This window comes from Kluyvera sp. STS39-E (genome assembly GCF_040932435.1).
GTDB lineage: Bacteria > Pseudomonadota > Gammaproteobacteria > Enterobacterales > Enterobacteriaceae > Kluyvera.
The window spans coordinates 185,030-201,737 of record NZ_JBFQGA010000004.1 but is presented as its reverse complement, the minus strand read 5'-3'; the positions used below and the strand labels follow the sequence as shown (position 1 = coordinate 201,737).

Here is a 16,708-nt window from a genome sequence, read left to right as displayed (position 1 = left end):
CCGCGAAAGCCCAAGCGTTATGCCTGGGCGTTTTGCAATAAGTAGATTGCGTTGTCAGCGGAGAGCGTGGGGTTATTGATACTGACGCTGGCACGCGACAGCGCAGCGCAGGCCATGGCGAAATTCGCACGCTCGCGAAACTCGTTCCCTTCCAGAAAACCGTAAATCAGTCCCGCCATAAAGCCGTCATCGGCACCAAAGCTATCGACGACGGGATGGACTGGTGGCGTCAAGACGAACTGCTCGCCGTCTTTCTCACTGCAGAAGACGGACTCATCTTCTAGGCAGACAAAAATATGCTGAATGCCCTGCTGATGCAGACTATTAACGGCCTGAATGCGGTCGGCCTCGGAAACGATAGGCTGACCCCATAAGATCTCCAGCTCTTTCTGAGTCGGTTTCAGGGTATGAATGCGCGAGAACCAGGTCTTGATTTTGGCGGCTTTAAACTCAGACACGGTATCGACGAAGACCGGAATGTCATCGGCAATGGTAAAGACCCACTCAATGGCTTCCGGCGTCATATTGCAGTCCGCCAGCACCACGCCCGCGTGACGAATCAGCTCTCTCGAGCCGTTCAGTAGCTGCGGGGTGAGCTGCTCGAGGATATGGGTGTCGTTAATCGCCAGCACCGTCTCTTCCTGCTGATTGGCAATGGAGAGATAGGTGGCGGTGCTGTGCCCATGCAGTCGAATACAGCTGGAGATATTTACACCGGCCTGGCGGGTCTGTTCCAGCAGCGTTTCGCCGTAAAAATCACTGCCGACCGCGGAGATAAGATGCACGTCGCGGCCCAGCAGCGCCAGGTTGTGGGCAATGTTGCGACCCACGCCGCCGGCGGAACAGCGGATGTTGCCTGGATTAGAGGCGGCCTGTGGATAGTGAATATCCGCAATGCCGCGAATGTCCATATTGATGGCGCCCACTACGACGCAGTACTCCTGCTCGGTGAGGATGTAGCCCTTACCTTTGATCATCCCTTTACGCATCAGATCCATAATATGCGCCGCCACGCGAGAGCGGCTTATCTGCAAAATATCCGCGATCTCATTTTGTTGGATCAGCGGGTTGCGACGCAGGATCTTGAGTATCTGCTTTTCCCTGTCATTCATGATTAGGCTTCCACTGTTTGCGTCTGTTGCGCCTTCAGCCACGCAATCTCTTCTGCCCAGATATCCGGATTGATGGTTTCCAGTACCAGTGGGATACCGTCAAAGCGGTTGTCCTGCATGATAAAGCGGAACGCATCGTGACCGATGTTGCCTTCGCCCAAGCTATGGTGGCGGTCAACGCGGCTACCAAATTCGCTTTTGGCATCGTTGAGGTGCATACCACGTAGATACTGAAAACCGACAATGCGTTCAAACTCGGCGAAGGTTTCGGCACAGGCTTCGGTGGTGCGCAGATCGTAACCTGCGGCAAAGGCGTGACAGGTGTCGATACATACGCCCACGCGGGATTTATCTTCAACGCCGTCAATAATCGCTGCCAGGTGCTCAAACTTAAAGCCAAGGTTGCTGCCCTGACCGGCAGTGTTCTCAATCACCGCCGTGACGCCGTCGGTTTGCGCCAGCGCAATGTTGATAGATTCAGCAATCCGCGCCAGACATTTGTCTTCATCAATTTGCAGTAGATGGCTGCCAGGGTGGAAGTTCAGCAACGTCAGCCCCAGTTGCTGACAGCGCGTCAGCTCGTCGATAAAGGCTTCACGGGATTTCTCCAGTGCTTCTTCGACCGGGTGCCCGAGGTTAATCAGGTAGCTGTCGTGCGGCAAAATTTGCGCCGGGGTGTAGTGATACTTTTCACAGGCGGCTTTGAAGTCGTCAATCACCTCGGTGGTTAACGGCGCGGCGCGCCACTGACGCTGATTTTTGGTGAACAGGGCGAATGCGGTCGCTTCAATTTCCGCAGCTCGAATGGCGGCGTTAGCCAGACCGCCAGCGGCGCTGACGTGCGCTCCAATGTATTTCATATAGTTAAACCCGCCATACTCAAAAGGGGAGAGTATAGCGGGTTCGCCGGGGAGCGTCGTGCTCGATTATGCCATCATCGTGTGGATAGCGAAGTTAATCGCGCCGCCGCCGACAATCAGCCAGATGAACAACACTAGAGCCATCAGCAGCGGTTTCGCACCGGCTTTTTTCAGCGCGCTGACGTGAGTGGTGACGCCAAGCGCTGCCATCGCCATCGCCAGCAAAATGGTATCTAGCGTAATCAACATCTGCACCACGCTTTGTGGCAGCAGGTGGAACGAGTTAAAGATAGCCACCACGATGAACAACAGCGCGAACCACGGAATGGTGATTTTGCTTTTTTGCTCGGCGTTGGCCGGTGCCAGCTGTTTAACACGCGCGGCCAGAATCAGCAGGAACGGAGCCAGCATCATGACGCGCAGCATTTTAGCAATTACCGCTGCATTTTCAGTTTCCGGGCTGATGGCATGACCGGCGGCAACCACCTGCGCCACTTCGTGCATCGTGGAGCCAATATAGATGCCGTAGGTTTCTGGGCTAAACCAGTGCGCCAGCAGCGGATACATCAGCGGATAGAGGAAAATAGCCAGCGTACCAAAGATAACCACGGTGGCGACGGCGACCGTCACTTTACTGGCTTCTGCCTTAACCACCGGCTCCGTGGCTAGCACCGCTGCCGCGCCGCAGATGCTGCTACCCGCACCAATCAACCAACTGGTGTGTTTATCAAGGCCGAACACTTTCTGTCCTAACCAGCAGGCCATCATAAAGGTGCTGGAGAGCGTCAGTACGTCGATAATGATGCCGCTGACGCCAACGTCAGCAATCTGCGAAAACGTCAGACGAAAGCCGTACAGAATGATCCCCAGGCGCAGCAAATGCTGCTTAGCGAAGATGACGCCGCCGTCGCAGGACTGCCATAATTTTGGATAGACGGTGTTGCCAATAATCATCCCGAACAGGATTGCCAGCGTTAATGCGCTCAGCCCCGCGCCGGCAATGGCAGGGATACTGCCAGCCCATACCGCCGCGCCGGTAATCACGGCGCTCAGCGCCAGTCCAGGAATAAAATGTTTAATACCGCGATGATGATGCGTATCTAAGGTGACCTGTGCCATAACCTTCTCCTCTGTCTGGGTAAAAGATTACGCTTTGCTGGTTTAAAGATAAAATTGATTATATATTTATAATTAATCGTAATAACTGGTAAGGGCGGCTCAAGCGGGCCGATGAACTATGCATATCACGCTGCGTCAGTTAGAAGTTTTTGCCGAGGTGCTAAAAAGCGGCTCGACCACACAGGCCTCACAAAGACTTGCGCTGTCGCAGTCGGCGGTGAGCGCGGCATTGACTGACCTTGAAGGTCAGCTTGGCGTGCAGTTATTTGATCGCGTCGGTAAACGACTGGTAGTCAATGAACACGGTCGTCTGCTGTACCCGCGAGCGTTGGCGTTGCTTGAACAGGCCACCGAGATAGAACAGCTGTTCCGCGAAGATAACGGCGCTATTCGCGTCTATGCCAGCAGCACTATCGGCAACTATATTCTGCCGGGAGTGATTGCCCGTTATCGCAAAGATTTCCCGACTTTGCCGCTGGAACTGAGCGTCGGCAATAGCCAAGACGTGATTAACGCGGTGGCGGATTTCCGGGTGGATATCGGGCTGATTGAAGGGCCTTGTCACTCGGCAGATATCATCGCTGAGCCGTGGCTTGAAGATGAGCTGGTGGTCTTTTGCGCCCCAAACAGTACTTGGCTATCGGGTGAGGTGACGCTGGATATGCTGGCGGCCGCGCCGTGGATCCTTCGTGAAAAAGGCTCCGGTACCCGGGAGATCGTTGACTATTTACTGCTTTCTCATCTGCCACAGTTCCATATGGGGATGGAGCTTGGCAACTCAGAGGCGATTAAACACGCGGTACGCCACGATTTGGGCATTAGCTGTTTGTCTCGCCGCGTGATAGCGGAGCAGCTGGCGGCGGGTTCGTTAGTTGAAGTCACGATCCCACTGCCGACGCTAAGCCGCACCCTATGGCGCATTCATCATCGGCAGAAGCATCTTTCCAACGCGTTAAACCGATTTTTGCATTACTGCAACACCTAAGCGCTATATCTCAATCGGGGTGTGACTGGTTTACTTATAATATGAGAGCGATCATGAAGCTCTCTTATAACTGCGCATTTCTGCCGTGAGATGGCGGGATCGTCTGTTACAATCGCGCCTCATTTTTTGGATGGATAGCATTTTCACATGGGTTCTGAAACAAAAACCACACAAGCGCCCGCGCTACGTCGCGAACTCAAGGCGCGCCATCTGACGATGATCGCCATTGGCGGTTCTATCGGTACAGGTCTGTTTGTTGCCTCCGGCGCAACGATTTCTCAGGCGGGCCCGGGCGGCGCGCTGTTTTCCTATATCCTGATTGGCCTGATGGTGTACTTCCTGATGACCAGTCTGGGCGAACTGGCGGCATATATGCCGGTATCCGGTTCTTTTGCGACCTACGGTCAGAATTATGTTGAAGAAGGCTTCGGCTTCGCGCTGGGCTGGAACTACTGGTACAACTGGGCGGTGACGATTGCCGTCGACCTGGTTGCCGCGCAGCTGGTCATGAACTGGTGGTTCCCGGACACGCCGGGCTGGATCTGGAGTGCACTGTTCCTGTGCGTCATCTTCCTGCTGAACTACATCTCTGTTAAAGGCTTCGGCGAAGCGGAGTACTGGTTCTCACTGATTAAAGTCGCCACCGTTATTATCTTTATCATCGTCGGTGTGATGATGATTTTCGGTATCTTCAAAGGCGCTCAGCCGGTCGGCTGGAGCAACTGGACAACCGGCGATGCGCCGTTTGCCGGTGGGTTCTCGGCGATGATTGGTGTCGCGATGATCGTCGGCTTCTCCTTCCAGGGAACCGAGTTGATTGGTATTGCCGCAGGTGAATCTGAAGATCCTGAGAAAAACATCCCACGCGCGGTGCGTCAGGTGTTCTGGCGAATCCTGCTGTTCTATGTGTTTGCCATCTTGATTATCAGCCTGATTATTCCTTACACCGATCCGAGCCTGCTGCGCAACGACGTGAAGGATATCTCGGTCAGCCCGTTCACGCTGGTCTTCCAGCATGCGGGTCTGCTGTCAGCGGCGGCGGTGATGAATGCGGTTATTCTGACGGCGGTGCTGTCGGCGGGTAACTCCGGGATGTATGCTTCTACCCGTATGCTCTACACTCTGGCCTGTGACGGCAAAGCGCCGCGCATCTTCGCTAAACTGTCCCGTGGCGGTGTGCCGCGTAACGCGCTGTATGCCACTACGGTGATTGCTGGCCTGTGCTTCCTGACGTCGATGTTTGGTAACCAAACCGTCTACCTGTGGCTGTTGAATACCTCTGGGATGACCGGCTTTATCGCTTGGCTGGGGATTGCTATTAGCCACTATCGCTTCCGTCGCGGCTACGTGATGCAAGGGCACGATCTGAACAATCTGCCATACCGTTCCGGGTTCTTCCCGCTGGGGCCGATTTTTGCCTTCGTTCTGTGTCTGATTATCACCTTGGGTCAGAACTATGAAGCGTTCCTTGCTGACACCATTGACTGGGGCGGCGTCATGGCAACCTACATCGGTATTCCGCTGTTCCTGATTATTTGGTTCGGCTATAAGTTGTCTCGCGGGACGCACTTCGTTAGCTATAGCGAAATGCACTTCCCGGAACGCTTTAAGAAATAATTCAGCGTTCACCTGCAATAGCGAAAACCTCTCTTCGGAGAGGTTTTTTTATGCTCGCTGTCTATGATCTAGATACTGTTTATTACGTCTTGACATAACTTTAAACAACCTTAATTGATAATTGTTATCATTACGTTTATCATCCTGCCCATACAAATGGATGAAGCCACTTCCTCTCCTTATTGGATTATAGGCCGAGGGGACTAGCCACATCTGCAAAAAAATAGGCCGTCGGTCAACGGCTTTAAAGCAGCACGTGTGAGTAAAACCTCTTTGTTTTAATTCAGTATTAACCTCATGGAGAAATGGAATGTTTAGGTTAAACCCCTTGGTTCGGGGCGGACTGTGCGCGTCCGTAATGTCCCTGGCGCTGCCCGTCGGCGCCGCAGATGATAATGAAGTTATGGTTGTGACAGCCGCTGCCACCGAGCAAAGCGTGAAGGACGCGCCTGCCAGCATCAGCGTCATCACCCAAGAAGATTTGCAGCGTAAACCGGTGCAAAACCTCAAAGACGTGCTGAAGGAAGTTCCGGGCGTGCAGCTCACGAATGAAGGGGACAACCGTAAGGGCGTCAGCATTCGCGGCCTTGACAGCAGCTATACCTTGATTCTTATCGATGGCAAGCGCGTGAATTCGCGTAACGCCGTATTCCGCCACAACGACTTCGACCTGAACTGGATCCCGGTAGATGCTATCGAGCGTATCGAAGTGGTGCGCGGCCCAATGTCCTCGCTGTACGGATCAGATGCTTTAGGCGGCGTGGTGAATATCATCACCAAAAAAATTGGTGCGAAGTGGACGGGGACTATCACCGCTGACAGCACCATTCAGGAGCATCGTGACCGCGGCGATACTTGGAACGGCCAGTTCTATACCTCCGGCCCGCTGATTGACGGCCTGCTGGGGATGAAAGCCTTTGGTAGCCTCGCCAAACGCGAGAAAGATGACCCGCAGACTTCCAACACCACGGCGACGGGCGATACCCCGCGTATCGAAGGCTTCACCAGCCGCGACGGTAACGTCGAGTTTGCGTGGACGCCAAACGAGAATAACGACATCACCGCCGGCTACGGCTTTGACCGCCAGGACCGTGATTCTGACTCGCTCGACCGTAACCGCCTAGAGCGTGAAAACTACTCATTAAGCCATAATGGACGCTGGGATCTGGGCACCAGCGAGCTGAAATACTATGGTGAAAAAGTGGTTAACAAGAACCCGGGGAACACCAGCGAAATTACCTCGGAAAGCAACACCATCGATGGCAAATACGTGCTGCCGCTGGGTGTGATTAACCAACTGGTCACCTTCGGTGGCGAATGGCGTCACGATAAGCTTAGCGATCCGGTGAACCTGACGCGCGGCAACAGCAGCGAAACGTCGGCCAGCCAATATGCGCTGTTTATTGAAGATGAATGGCGTATTTTCGAGCCGCTGGCGCTGACCACCGGTATTCGTATGGATGACCATGAGACCTATGGCGACCATTGGAGCCCGCGTGCTTATCTGGTCTATAACGCCACCGACACGGTAACGGTCAAAGGCGGCTGGGCTACTGCATTTAAAGCGCCATCGCTGCTACAGCTTAGCCCGGACTGGGCGACGAACTCCTGCCGCGGCGGTTGCCGTATCGTCGGTAGCCCGGACCTGAAACCGGAAACCAGCGAAAGCTATGAAATTGGTCTGTATTATCAGGGTGAAGAAGGTTGGCTGGACGGCGTGCAGGCGAACGTCACCACTTTCCAAAACGATATTGACGATATGATCAACATCAGCCGCACCCGTGATAGGAATGCCGCGCCTGGCTACCCGAACTTTGTTGGCTTTGACGGCGGTGTTCCGGTGTTTGCCTACTACAACGTCAACAAGGCGCGGATTCGCGGCGTGGAATCAGAGCTGAAAGTCCCGTTTGGCGATGAGTGGAAAATGACGCTGAACTACACCTACAACGATGGCCGCGATTTGAGTAACGGCGGCGATAAACCGTTGCAAGAGCTGCCGTTCCATACCGGGAATGGTCGTCTGGACTGGACGCCGGTAGAAGATTGGTCGTTCTATCTGGCGGCAAGCTATACCGGTAAACAGCGTGCGACCAGCGATACGGCAAAAACGCCTGGCGGCTATACCACTTGGGATCTCGGCGGTGCATGGCAGGCGACGAAAAACGTCAAGCTACGTGCCGGTGTGCTGAACTTGGGTGATAAAGACCTGAAGCGTGACGATTACAGCTATACCGAAGAGGGCCGCCGCTACTTTATGGCGGTGGACTACCGCTTCTAATTGGCTCACTATCCGGCACCCTAAGCAGGTGCCGGATGGCGGCGTTGCCTTATCCGGCCTACGCGCACGCTTGCCGACAGGGCGGCGTCGCGCGTTATTTCAGCAGATACTCAGCGTGGAAGCGCAGGTGATCTTCAATAAACGAAGCAATAAAGTAATAGCTATGATCATAGCCTGGCTGAATGCGTAGCGTCAGCGGCCAGTCTTTCTGGCGCGCGGCTTCGGCAAACACCGCTGGCTGTAGCTGATCGGCGAGGAACTGGTCGCTATCACCTTGGTCAATCAGCATAGGAATCCCATCCGCAGGCTGGCTGGCCAGCAGCAGCTCCGTGCTGTCCCACTCAGCCCAATGGGCTTTGTCATCCCCCAAATAGGCACTGAACGCTTTTTGTCCCCACGGCACCCGGCTTGGGTTAACGATAGGTGCAAAAGCCGAAGTGCTGCAATAACGGCCGGGATTTTTCAGCGCCAGCATCAGCGCCCCATGGCCGCCCATCGAGTGACCGCTGATAGCGCGGCGGGAGCTGACGTTAAACTGTGCTTCAACCAGCGCCGGAAGTTCGTCGCGCAGGTAGTCGTACATGCGAAAATGCGCAGACCATGGGGCTTGGGTCGCGTTGAGATAAAATCCTGCGCCTTGACCAAGATCGTAACCGGCGTCGTTGGCAACGCCTTCGCCGCGCGGACTGGTATCCGGCATGACTAACACTATGCCAAGCTCGGCGGCCACCCGCTGTGCGCCAGCTTTGGTGGTGAAGTTCTCATCATTGCAGGTCAGACCCGAAAGCCAATACAGCACCGGCGGCGGCGATTTCTTGCCTTCAGGCGGTAAAAACAAGCTGAAGGTCATCGGGCAATTTAGCGTGGCGGAATGGTGCTGCCAGCGCTGCTGCCAGCCGCCATAACAGCGGTGCTCTTCGAGCATTTCCATGCGTGATCCTCGCGTTTTTTGTCAGAATTAGTCATTCCATCATACAGATAATTCATGGGCGGTGAGTAACTTTCACTTCCGCATCACCATCATATGCTGCATCATAAAGACAACTTTGCGTTTACATTTGTAGTGGTGATACCGCTTGCCATTGCCGTCCTCATACTGTCTGACGACCTCACTCTGACAGAAAATAACGATTGCAATAATTATCACTACGAATACTGGATTCTGTGCGTCGCCTCACGCACAATGAGTACAAACTTTGCCCCCCAATAAAGCAAAGCGCCACACCTGCAGGAGATAAAAAATGTCATCACTGAGTAAAGAAGCGGTACTGGTACATGAAGCGCTGGTCGCCCGTGGCCTGGAAACGCCGCTGCGCCCGCCGGTGCGCGAAATGGATAATAAAACTCGTAAAAGCCTGATTTCCGGTCATATGACTGAGATTATGCAGTTGCTGAATCTCGATTTAAGTGATGACAGCCTGATGGAAACGCCGCAGCGCATTGCCAAAATGTATGTGGATGAGATTTTCTCCGGCCTAGATTATGCCAATTTCCCGAAAATCACCGTCATTGAAAACAAAATGAAAGTGGATGAAATGGTGACGGTGCGTGATATCACCCTGACCAGCACCTGCGAGCACCATTTTGTCACTATCGATGGCAAAGCGACGGTGGCCTACATTCCGAAAGATTCGGTTATTGGCCTGTCGAAAATTAACCGCATCGTGCAATTCTTTGCGCAGCGCCCGCAGGTTCAGGAGCGTCTGACGCAGCAAATTCTGACCGCGCTGCAAACGCTGCTTGGCACCAACAACGTCGCGGTTTCTATTGATGCGGTGCATTACTGTGTCAAAGCGCGCGGTATTCGTGACGCGACCAGCGCCACTACCACCACGTCGCTGGGCGGGCTGTTTAAATCCAGCCAGAATACCCGCCAGGAGTTCCTGCGCGCGGTACGTCACCACAATTAATCAATCACCAAGCAGGGTACCTACATGGCGCGGAACGTCACGCTAGATTTTATTCGTGGCGTTGCCATACTCGGTATCCTGCTGCTGAATATCAGCGCCTTCGGCCTGCCGAAGGCGGCCTATCTAAACCCGGCTTGGTATGGCGAAATCACTTCTCGCGATGCTTGGACGTGGGCGATTCTCGACCTCTTTGCGCAGGTCAAATTCCTTACCCTGTTTGCTCTTCTGTTTGGTGCGGGGCTGCAATTGTTGCTGCCGCGAGGGACGCGCTGGATCCAAAGCCGTCTGACGCTATTGGCGCTGCTGGGATTTATCCACGGACTGTTGTTCTGGGATGGCGACATTCTTCTGGCCTACGCGCTGGTCGGCCTAGTGTGCTGGCGATTGGTGCGTGAAGCGCAAGAGGTCAAATCGCTTTTCAATACCGGCGTGCTGCTTTATGCGGTGGGCGTTGCTGTGCTGATACTGCTGGGGATTATTGCCGATAGCGGGCAGAGTCGCTCATGGGTACCGGATGCCTCCAGCCTGCTGTATGAACACTACTGGAAACTTAACGGCGGTATGGAAGCCATCAGCAACCGCAGCGATATGCTGTCGGCGAACCTACTGGCGCTGGGTGCACAGTACGGCTGGCAGCTTGCCGGAATGATGCTGATTGGCGCAGCGTTAATGCGCAGCGGTTGGCTGGCCGGCCAGTTCAGTCTCCGTCACTACCGGCGCTGCGCGGCCATCTGTATTCCGCTGGGGATGTTGATTAATCTCCCGGCAATCGTGGCGCAATGGCATCTTAATTGGGACTATCGCTGGTGCGCATTTTTGCTGCAAGCACCGCGCGAAATCAGCGCCCCAATTCAGACGTTAGGCTATGCGGCGCTGGCCTATGGCTATTGGCCGCAAATTAGCCGCTTTCGTCTAGCGGCGGCGGTGGTTTGCGTAGGCCGCATGGCGCTCACCAACTACCTGCTGCAAACGCTTATCTGCACCACGCTCTTCTATCACTTCGGCCTGTTTATGGAGTATGACCGCCTGACGTTGCTGGCGTTTGTCGTACCGGTCTGGCTGGTTAACCTCATTTTCTCGTGGCTCTGGCTGCGCAATTTCCGTCAGGGGCCGGTGGAATGGCTGTGGCGTCAATTGACCGCACGTGCGTCAGGGATATCATTTCGCAGTACATTTAGATAACGATCAAGATCACAACCATTAACAAAACGGGTGTAACCGTTTCCAGCCATGTGACCTCTCTCACGTAGTTGCCGCATAGACGCTGCCAGAATAGCGCTTTTGCTGGACTAGGGGGTGCAACGTGAATAGCGGCTATTTATTACCGGACGGTCAGTATGACAACCATTCGTGATGTCGCCCGTCAGGCGGGGGTGTCGGTTGCCACCGTCTCACGCGTGCTGAACAACAGCGCGTTAGTGAGCCAAGATACCCGTGATGTGGTGATGAAAACGGTTACTGCATTAGGTTATCGCCCCAACGCCAACGCACAAGCGCTGGCAACTCAGGTCAGCGACACGATTGGCGTCGTGGTGATGGACGTGTCCGATGCCTTCTTTGGTGCACTGGTGAAAGCCGTGGATATGGTGGCGCAGCAGCATCAAAAGTATGTCCTCATCGGCAATAGCTATCACGAAGCGGAAAAAGAACGTCACGCGATAGAGGTGCTGATCCGCCAGCGTTGCAGCGCACTTATCGTGCACTCAAAGGCCTTAAGCGACCGCGAACTCAGTGAATTTATGGCACATATGCCGGGCATGGTATTGATTAACCGAGTCGTGCCGGGCTACGCCCATCGCTGCGTGTGCCTCGACAACATCAGCGGTGCGCTAATGGGCACGCGTATGCTGCTGAATCATGGACATCAGCGCATCGGCTATCTCGCTTCCAGCCATAAGATTGAAGATAACGATCTGCGTCGGGAAGGGTGGATGCGCGCGCTGCAAGAGCAGGGCATTGTGGCGCCAGATAGCTGGGTGGGCACCGGTTCACCGGATATGCCGGGTGGCGAGGCGGCAATGGTTGAACTGCTCGGGCGCAACGCTGGGCTAACCGCTGTCTTTGCCTATAACGATAACATGGCCGCCGGGGCACTCAGTGCACTAAAAGACAACGGCATTGCCGTGCCACAGCAGGTTTCCGTGATTGGTTTTGATGATATTCCTATCGCCCGCTATACCGATCCGCAGCTCACCACCATCCGCTACCCAATTGTTTCTATGGCAAAACAAGCGACTGAACTGGCGCTTCTGGGGGCGGCTGGGAAGCTAGATGGTGAAGCGACTCACTGTTTTATGCCAACGCTGGTTCGTCGCCATTCGGTGGCTCAGCGGCAATTTGTGCATCCCATCACGAACTCATCTGTTAATCCGATGTAACCGTTTTCAATCTGTGAGTAAATTCACAGATTGTTAACATCACGATGGCTATAGTGGCAGCGTTTATCAGGCTGGAACAGGATGTAACGGTGATTAATCACTTTTTATAACGCCTTTCGGCGATAAACACAGATTAAAGCGTAGCCTGGATCGTTACTGTACACGGAAGAACAGATTTTTTATTAGTGAATTTCGTTGGCTGGTAACATTTAATTAACGCTGCCCGCCGACGGTTATCACCCGAACTACCCTGCATAATAAAACCGGAGATACCATGAATAAGAAGGTGTTAACCCTGTCTGCCCTGATGGCCAGCATGTTTTTCGGTGCCGCAGCGCACGCAGCCGATACCCGTATTGGCGTGACGATCTATAAATACGACGACAACTTTATGTCTGTAGTGCGTAAAGCTATCGAAAAAGACGCAAAAACGGCACCAGACGTTCAACTGCTGATGAACGACTCCCAGAACGACCAATCCAAGCAGAACGACCAGATTGACGTGCTGCTGGCAAAAGGCGTGAAAGCGCTGGCGATTAACCTGGTTGACCCGGCTGCTGCGGGCACGGTGATTGAGAAAGCGCGCGGCCAGAACGTGCCAATCGTCTTCTTCAACAAAGAACCTTCTCGTAAAGCGCTGGATAGCTATGACAAAGCGTTCTACGTCGGTACTGATTCTAAAGAGTCTGGCATTATTCAGGGCGACCTGATTGCTAAACACTGGGCGGCAAACCCGAACTGGGATTTGAACAAAGATGGTCAGGTGCAGTTCGTGCTGCTGAAAGGCGAGCCGGGCCACCCAGATGCTGAAGCACGTACCACCTACGTTATCAAAGAGCTGAACGACAAGGGCCTGAAAACCCAGCAGCTGGCGTTGGATACCGCAATGTGGGATACCGCTCAGGCTAAAGATAAAATGGACGCATGGCTGTCCGGCCCGAACGCCAACAAAATTGAAGTGGTTATCGCTAACAACGATGCCATGGCAATGGGTGCGGTTGAAGCGCTGAAAGCCCACAACAAATCTTCTATCCCTGTTTTCGGTGTTGATGCCCTGCCAGAAGCGCTGGCGCTGGTGAAATCCGGTGCGATGGCCGGTACCGTGCTGAACGATGCTAACAACCAAGCGAAAGCGACCTTTGACCTGGCGAAAAACCTCGCTGACGGTAAAGGCGCGGCTGACGGCACCAACTGGAAAATTGAAAACAAAATCGTTCGCGTACCTTACGTGGGCGTAGATAAAGACAACCTTAGCGAATTCACCGGTAAGTAATCTTTAAATATATATGGCGCACATTTGTGCGCCATATAAATACTGACGCAGAAATATCGCAGCCAGGTACAATTACTATGGACAACAATAATAGAGAGCCGTCTGGTGAATTCTTGTTGGAAATGAGCCAGATCAACAAGTCATTCCCGGGCGTAAAAGCACTCGATAATGTTAACCTGAAAGTTCGTCCGCACTCTATCCATGCATTAATGGGTGAGAACGGCGCGGGCAAATCAACGTTATTAAAATGTCTATTTGGAATCTATCAAAAAGATTCCGGCAGTATTTTATTTCAGGGTAAAGAAATAGATTTCCATTCAGCCAAAGAAGCGCTGGAAAATGGGATTTCGATGGTCCACCAGGAACTTAACCTGGTATTACAACGTTCGGTGATGGATAACATGTGGCTGGGACGTTATCCCACCAAAGGCATGTTTGTCGATCAGGACAAAATGTATCGCGATACCAAAGCCATCTTTGATGAGCTGGATATTGATATTGACCCGCGCGCCCGCGTTGGGACGTTATCCGTTTCGCAGATGCAAATGATTGAAATCGCGAAAGCGTTCTCTTATAACGCCAAAATCGTGATTATGGATGAGCCGACCTCGTCGCTCACGGAAAAAGAGGTGAACCATCTGTTCACCATTATCCGTAAGCTCAAAGATCGCGGCTGCGGCATTGTTTATATCTCACATAAAATGGAAGAGATCTTCCAGCTGTGCGATGAAATCACCGTTCTGCGAGATGGCCAGTGGATTGCCACCCAGCCGCTGGAAGGGCTGGATATGGATAGGATCATCGCCATGATGGTCGGCCGTTCTCTGAACCAGCGATTCCCAGACCGGCAGAACACGCCGGGTGAAGTGATTCTGGATGTACAACACCTGACCTCGCTGCGCCAGCCGTCGATCCGCGACGTATCGTTCCAGCTGCGCAAAGGGGAAATCCTCGGCATTGCCGGGCTGGTGGGAGCAAAACGTACCGATATCGTCGAAACGCTGTTTGGCGTGCGTGAAAAGTCGGGCGGGACCATCACGCTGCACGGCAAAAAAATCAATAACCATAGCGCCAATGAAGCCATCAACAACGGCTTTGCGCTGGTGACCGAAGAACGTCGTTCTACCGGTATTTACGCCTATCTTGATATTGGTTTTAACTCGTTAATTTCCAATATTAAGAATTATAAAAATAAAGTCGGACTGCTCGACACTTCTCGCATGAAAAGCGATACCCAATGGGTTATTGACTCTATGCGTGTTAAAACACCGGGGCACCACACGCAGATTGGCTCATTATCGGGTGGCAACCAGCAAAAAGTCATTATCGGTCGCTGGCTGTTAACGCAACCTGAAATTTTAATGCTTGATGAACCAACTCGCGGCATTGATGTTGGCGCGAAGTTTGAAATTTATCAATTAATCGCTGAGCTGGCGAAGAAAGATAAAGGGATTATTATTATTTCTTCTGAAATGCCTGAGCTGCTGGGAATTACCGACCGCATCCTTGTCATGAGTAATGGCCTGGTTGCTGGAATTGTCGAAACGAAAACAACAACGCAAAACGAAATTCTCCGTCTTGCGTCATTGCATCTTTAATCGCAGGGGCTCGACATGAGTACGTTAAATAAAAAAAGCTTTCTCAGCTATCTGAAAGATGGCGGCATTTACGTCGTTCTTTTGGTTCTGTTGGCCATTATTATTATTCAGGACCCGACTTTCTTAAGTTTGTTGAACCTCAGTAACATCCTCACTCAGTCCTCCGTGCGTATCATTATCGCGCTGGGCGTAGCCGGTCTTATCGTCACCCAGGGGACCGACCTGTCAGCTGGTCGTCAGGTGGGCTTGGCGGCGGTTATTGCGGCAACGCTGCTGCAGTCGATGGAGAACGCCAACAAGGTGTTCCCGGAGATGGCAACCATGCCGATTTTTGTGGTGGTGCTGATTGTCTGCGCAATTGGCGCGGTTATCGGCCTGATTAACGGGATTATCATTGCTTACCTGAATGTAACCCCGTTCATCACTACGCTGGGTACCATGATTATCGTTTACGGGATCAACTCCCTGTATTACGACTTCGTGGGGGCTTCACCGATTTCAGGTTTCGACAGCGGCTTCTCGACGTTTGCGCAGGGCTTTATTGCGCTGGGCAGTTTCCGTCTGTCCTACATTACTTTCTACGCGCTGATTGCCGTCGCCTTTGTTTGGGTACTGTGGAATAAAACGCGCTTTGGTAAAAACATCTTCGCCATCGGCGGTAACCCGGAAGCGGCAAAAGTATCAGGCGTGAACGTCGCGCTGAACCTGCTGGTAATTTATGCCCTGTCCGGCGTGTTCTATGCATTCGGCGGCCTGTTGGAAGCAGGGCGTATCGGCTCGGCAACCAATAACCTCGGCTTTATGTATGAGCTTGATGCGATTGCGGCCTGCGTGGTTGGCGGCGTATCGTTCAGCGGCGGCGTGGGCACGGTAGTCGGCGTGGTGACCGGTGTTATCATCTTCACCGTTATCAACTACGGCCTGACCTACATCGGCGTTAACCCGTACTGGCAGTACATTATCAAGGGCGCGATTATTATCTTCGCCGTTGCCTTGGATTCACTGAAGTACGCGCGGAAGAAGTAATTTCACGCAGGATATAAAGCCCGGCATTGATGCCGGGCTTTTTTGTGACCTGAGGCTAACGCTGAGTGTGTGCCGCAATATACAGCCCACTGTTTTTCATGGCGTAACCAAAAACCAGCCCAACCAGCAGCGCGGGTAATGCCGCGCGCCAGTCACCATCACAAGCAAAAGTAGCGCAGGCACCGATAAAAGTGCCGGGAACGAAAGAGAGCCAGTCGTTTTTGGCCTGAAAGCACATGGCAAAAGCCACGATGCCGGTTAGAAAGTAGCCGACAAAGGTTAATGCTGGCGACAGCGAACTGCCATAGATAATCACCTGTGCCCAGAATACGCCGCTAAGCAGCGTGCAAAACGAGATTCCCAGTCCTTTTAGGCCGCCCTGCGGGCAGGCAAAGTAAGCCGTACAGCCAAGAAATCCAGCCCAGCTAAGTAAGCCCCAGCTTACGGCAACCCAACTCCAGATACCGGACAAAACGCCGGTGGTTAGCGCAATGGCGATAAGTGTACTCATCGTGTTGTCCATCCGACCCGCGTGGCGGGCCGGAAGTTGGG

The 16,708-nt window shown here is 53.2% G+C and carries 14 protein-coding genes; 9 read left to right on the top strand and 5 right to left on the bottom strand.

What is annotated here, in order from left to right; translation table 11 throughout:
* Positions 1-17 precede the first annotated feature (17 nt).
* The 3 genes from AB4K05_RS10315 to AB4K05_RS10305 form a co-directional block, all read right to left on the bottom strand.
* Positions 18-1,112 (bottom strand): sugar kinase, encoded by a 1,095-nt coding sequence (locus AB4K05_RS10315; protein ID WP_368479893.1) that lies wholly within the window; start codon positions 1,110-1,112, stop codon positions 18-20.
* Positions 1,113-1,114: 2 nt separating this feature from the next.
* Positions 1,115-1,972: a deoxyribonuclease IV gene (gene nfo / locus AB4K05_RS10310; RefSeq protein WP_368479892.1), complete on the bottom strand. Its 858-nt coding sequence runs from the start codon at positions 1,970-1,972 to the stop codon at positions 1,115-1,117.
* A gap of 66 nt (positions 1,973-2,038) precedes the next feature.
* On the bottom strand, positions 2,039-3,091 hold the full coding sequence (locus AB4K05_RS10305) for a YeiH family protein (RefSeq protein ID WP_368479891.1): 1,053 nt from the start codon (positions 3,089-3,091) through the stop codon (positions 2,039-2,041).
* Between the two features lie 118 nt (positions 3,092-3,209).
* Between AB4K05_RS10305 and yieE the strand changes: the two genes are divergently transcribed.
* The 3 genes from yieE to cirA all read left to right on the top strand — a co-directional run bounded on the left by yieE (position 3,210) and on the right by cirA (position 7,971).
* The gene (yieE, locus tag AB4K05_RS10300) at positions 3,210-4,076 is read left to right on the top strand and encodes a DNA-binding transcriptional regulator YeiE (protein WP_368479890.1); all 867 of its coding nucleotides are present in this window, start codon (positions 3,210-3,212) and stop codon (positions 4,074-4,076) included.
* Between the two features lie 147 nt (positions 4,077-4,223).
* Complete coding sequence (locus tag AB4K05_RS10295; protein WP_368479889.1) at positions 4,224-5,693, top strand: amino acid permease; 1,470 nt, start codon at positions 4,224-4,226, stop codon at positions 5,691-5,693.
* A gap of 310 nt (positions 5,694-6,003) precedes the next feature.
* Complete coding sequence (gene cirA / locus AB4K05_RS10290; RefSeq protein ID WP_368479888.1) at positions 6,004-7,971, top strand: catecholate siderophore receptor CirA; 1,968 nt, start codon at positions 6,004-6,006, stop codon at positions 7,969-7,971.
* 94 nt (positions 7,972-8,065) lie between these two features.
* Here the strand turns inward: cirA and fghA are convergent, their stop codons facing one another.
* Positions 8,066-8,902, bottom strand: a complete 837-nt coding sequence (gene fghA / locus AB4K05_RS10285) for an S-formylglutathione hydrolase (protein WP_368479887.1) — start codon at positions 8,900-8,902, stop codon at positions 8,066-8,068.
* 310 nt (positions 8,903-9,212) lie between these two features.
* Between fghA and folE the strand changes: the two genes are divergently transcribed.
* From folE to mglC, 6 genes are all read left to right on the top strand, one after another.
* Entirely contained in the window at positions 9,213-9,881 is a 669-nt protein-coding gene (gene folE / locus AB4K05_RS10280; RefSeq protein WP_368479886.1) for a GTP cyclohydrolase I FolE, read from the top strand.
* Positions 9,882-9,905: 24 nt separating this feature from the next.
* Complete coding sequence (gene yeiB / locus AB4K05_RS10275) at positions 9,906-11,063, top strand: DUF418 domain-containing protein YeiB (RefSeq protein ID WP_368479885.1); 1,158 nt, start codon at positions 9,906-9,908, stop codon at positions 11,061-11,063.
* A 155-nt stretch (positions 11,064-11,218) separates the two neighbouring features.
* A complete protein-coding gene (galS, locus tag AB4K05_RS10270) occupies positions 11,219-12,259 on the top strand; it encodes an HTH-type transcriptional regulator GalS (protein WP_368479884.1) in 1,041 nt (346 codons plus the stop codon).
* 274 nt (positions 12,260-12,533) lie between these two features.
* Positions 12,534-13,532 carry a galactose/glucose ABC transporter substrate-binding protein MglB gene (gene mglB / locus AB4K05_RS10265; RefSeq protein WP_368479883.1) on the top strand — a complete coding sequence of 333 codons (999 nt, stop codon included), beginning with the start codon at positions 12,534-12,536 and terminating at the stop codon, positions 13,530-13,532.
* Between the two features lie 77 nt (positions 13,533-13,609).
* A complete protein-coding gene (gene mglA / locus AB4K05_RS10260) occupies positions 13,610-15,130 on the top strand; it encodes a galactose/methyl galactoside ABC transporter ATP-binding protein MglA (RefSeq protein WP_368479882.1) in 1,521 nt (506 codons plus the stop codon).
* Between the two features lie 15 nt (positions 15,131-15,145).
* Complete coding sequence (gene mglC / locus AB4K05_RS10255) at positions 15,146-16,156, top strand: galactose/methyl galactoside ABC transporter permease MglC (RefSeq protein ID WP_052285156.1); 1,011 nt, start codon at positions 15,146-15,148, stop codon at positions 16,154-16,156.
* A gap of 55 nt (positions 16,157-16,211) precedes the next feature.
* Here the strand turns inward: mglC and AB4K05_RS10250 are convergent, their stop codons facing one another.
* Positions 16,212-16,667, bottom strand: coding sequence for a DUF1097 domain-containing protein (locus AB4K05_RS10250; protein WP_368479881.1), 456 nt, complete (start codon positions 16,665-16,667; stop codon positions 16,212-16,214).
* Between the last annotated feature and the right edge of the window lie 41 nt (positions 16,668-16,708).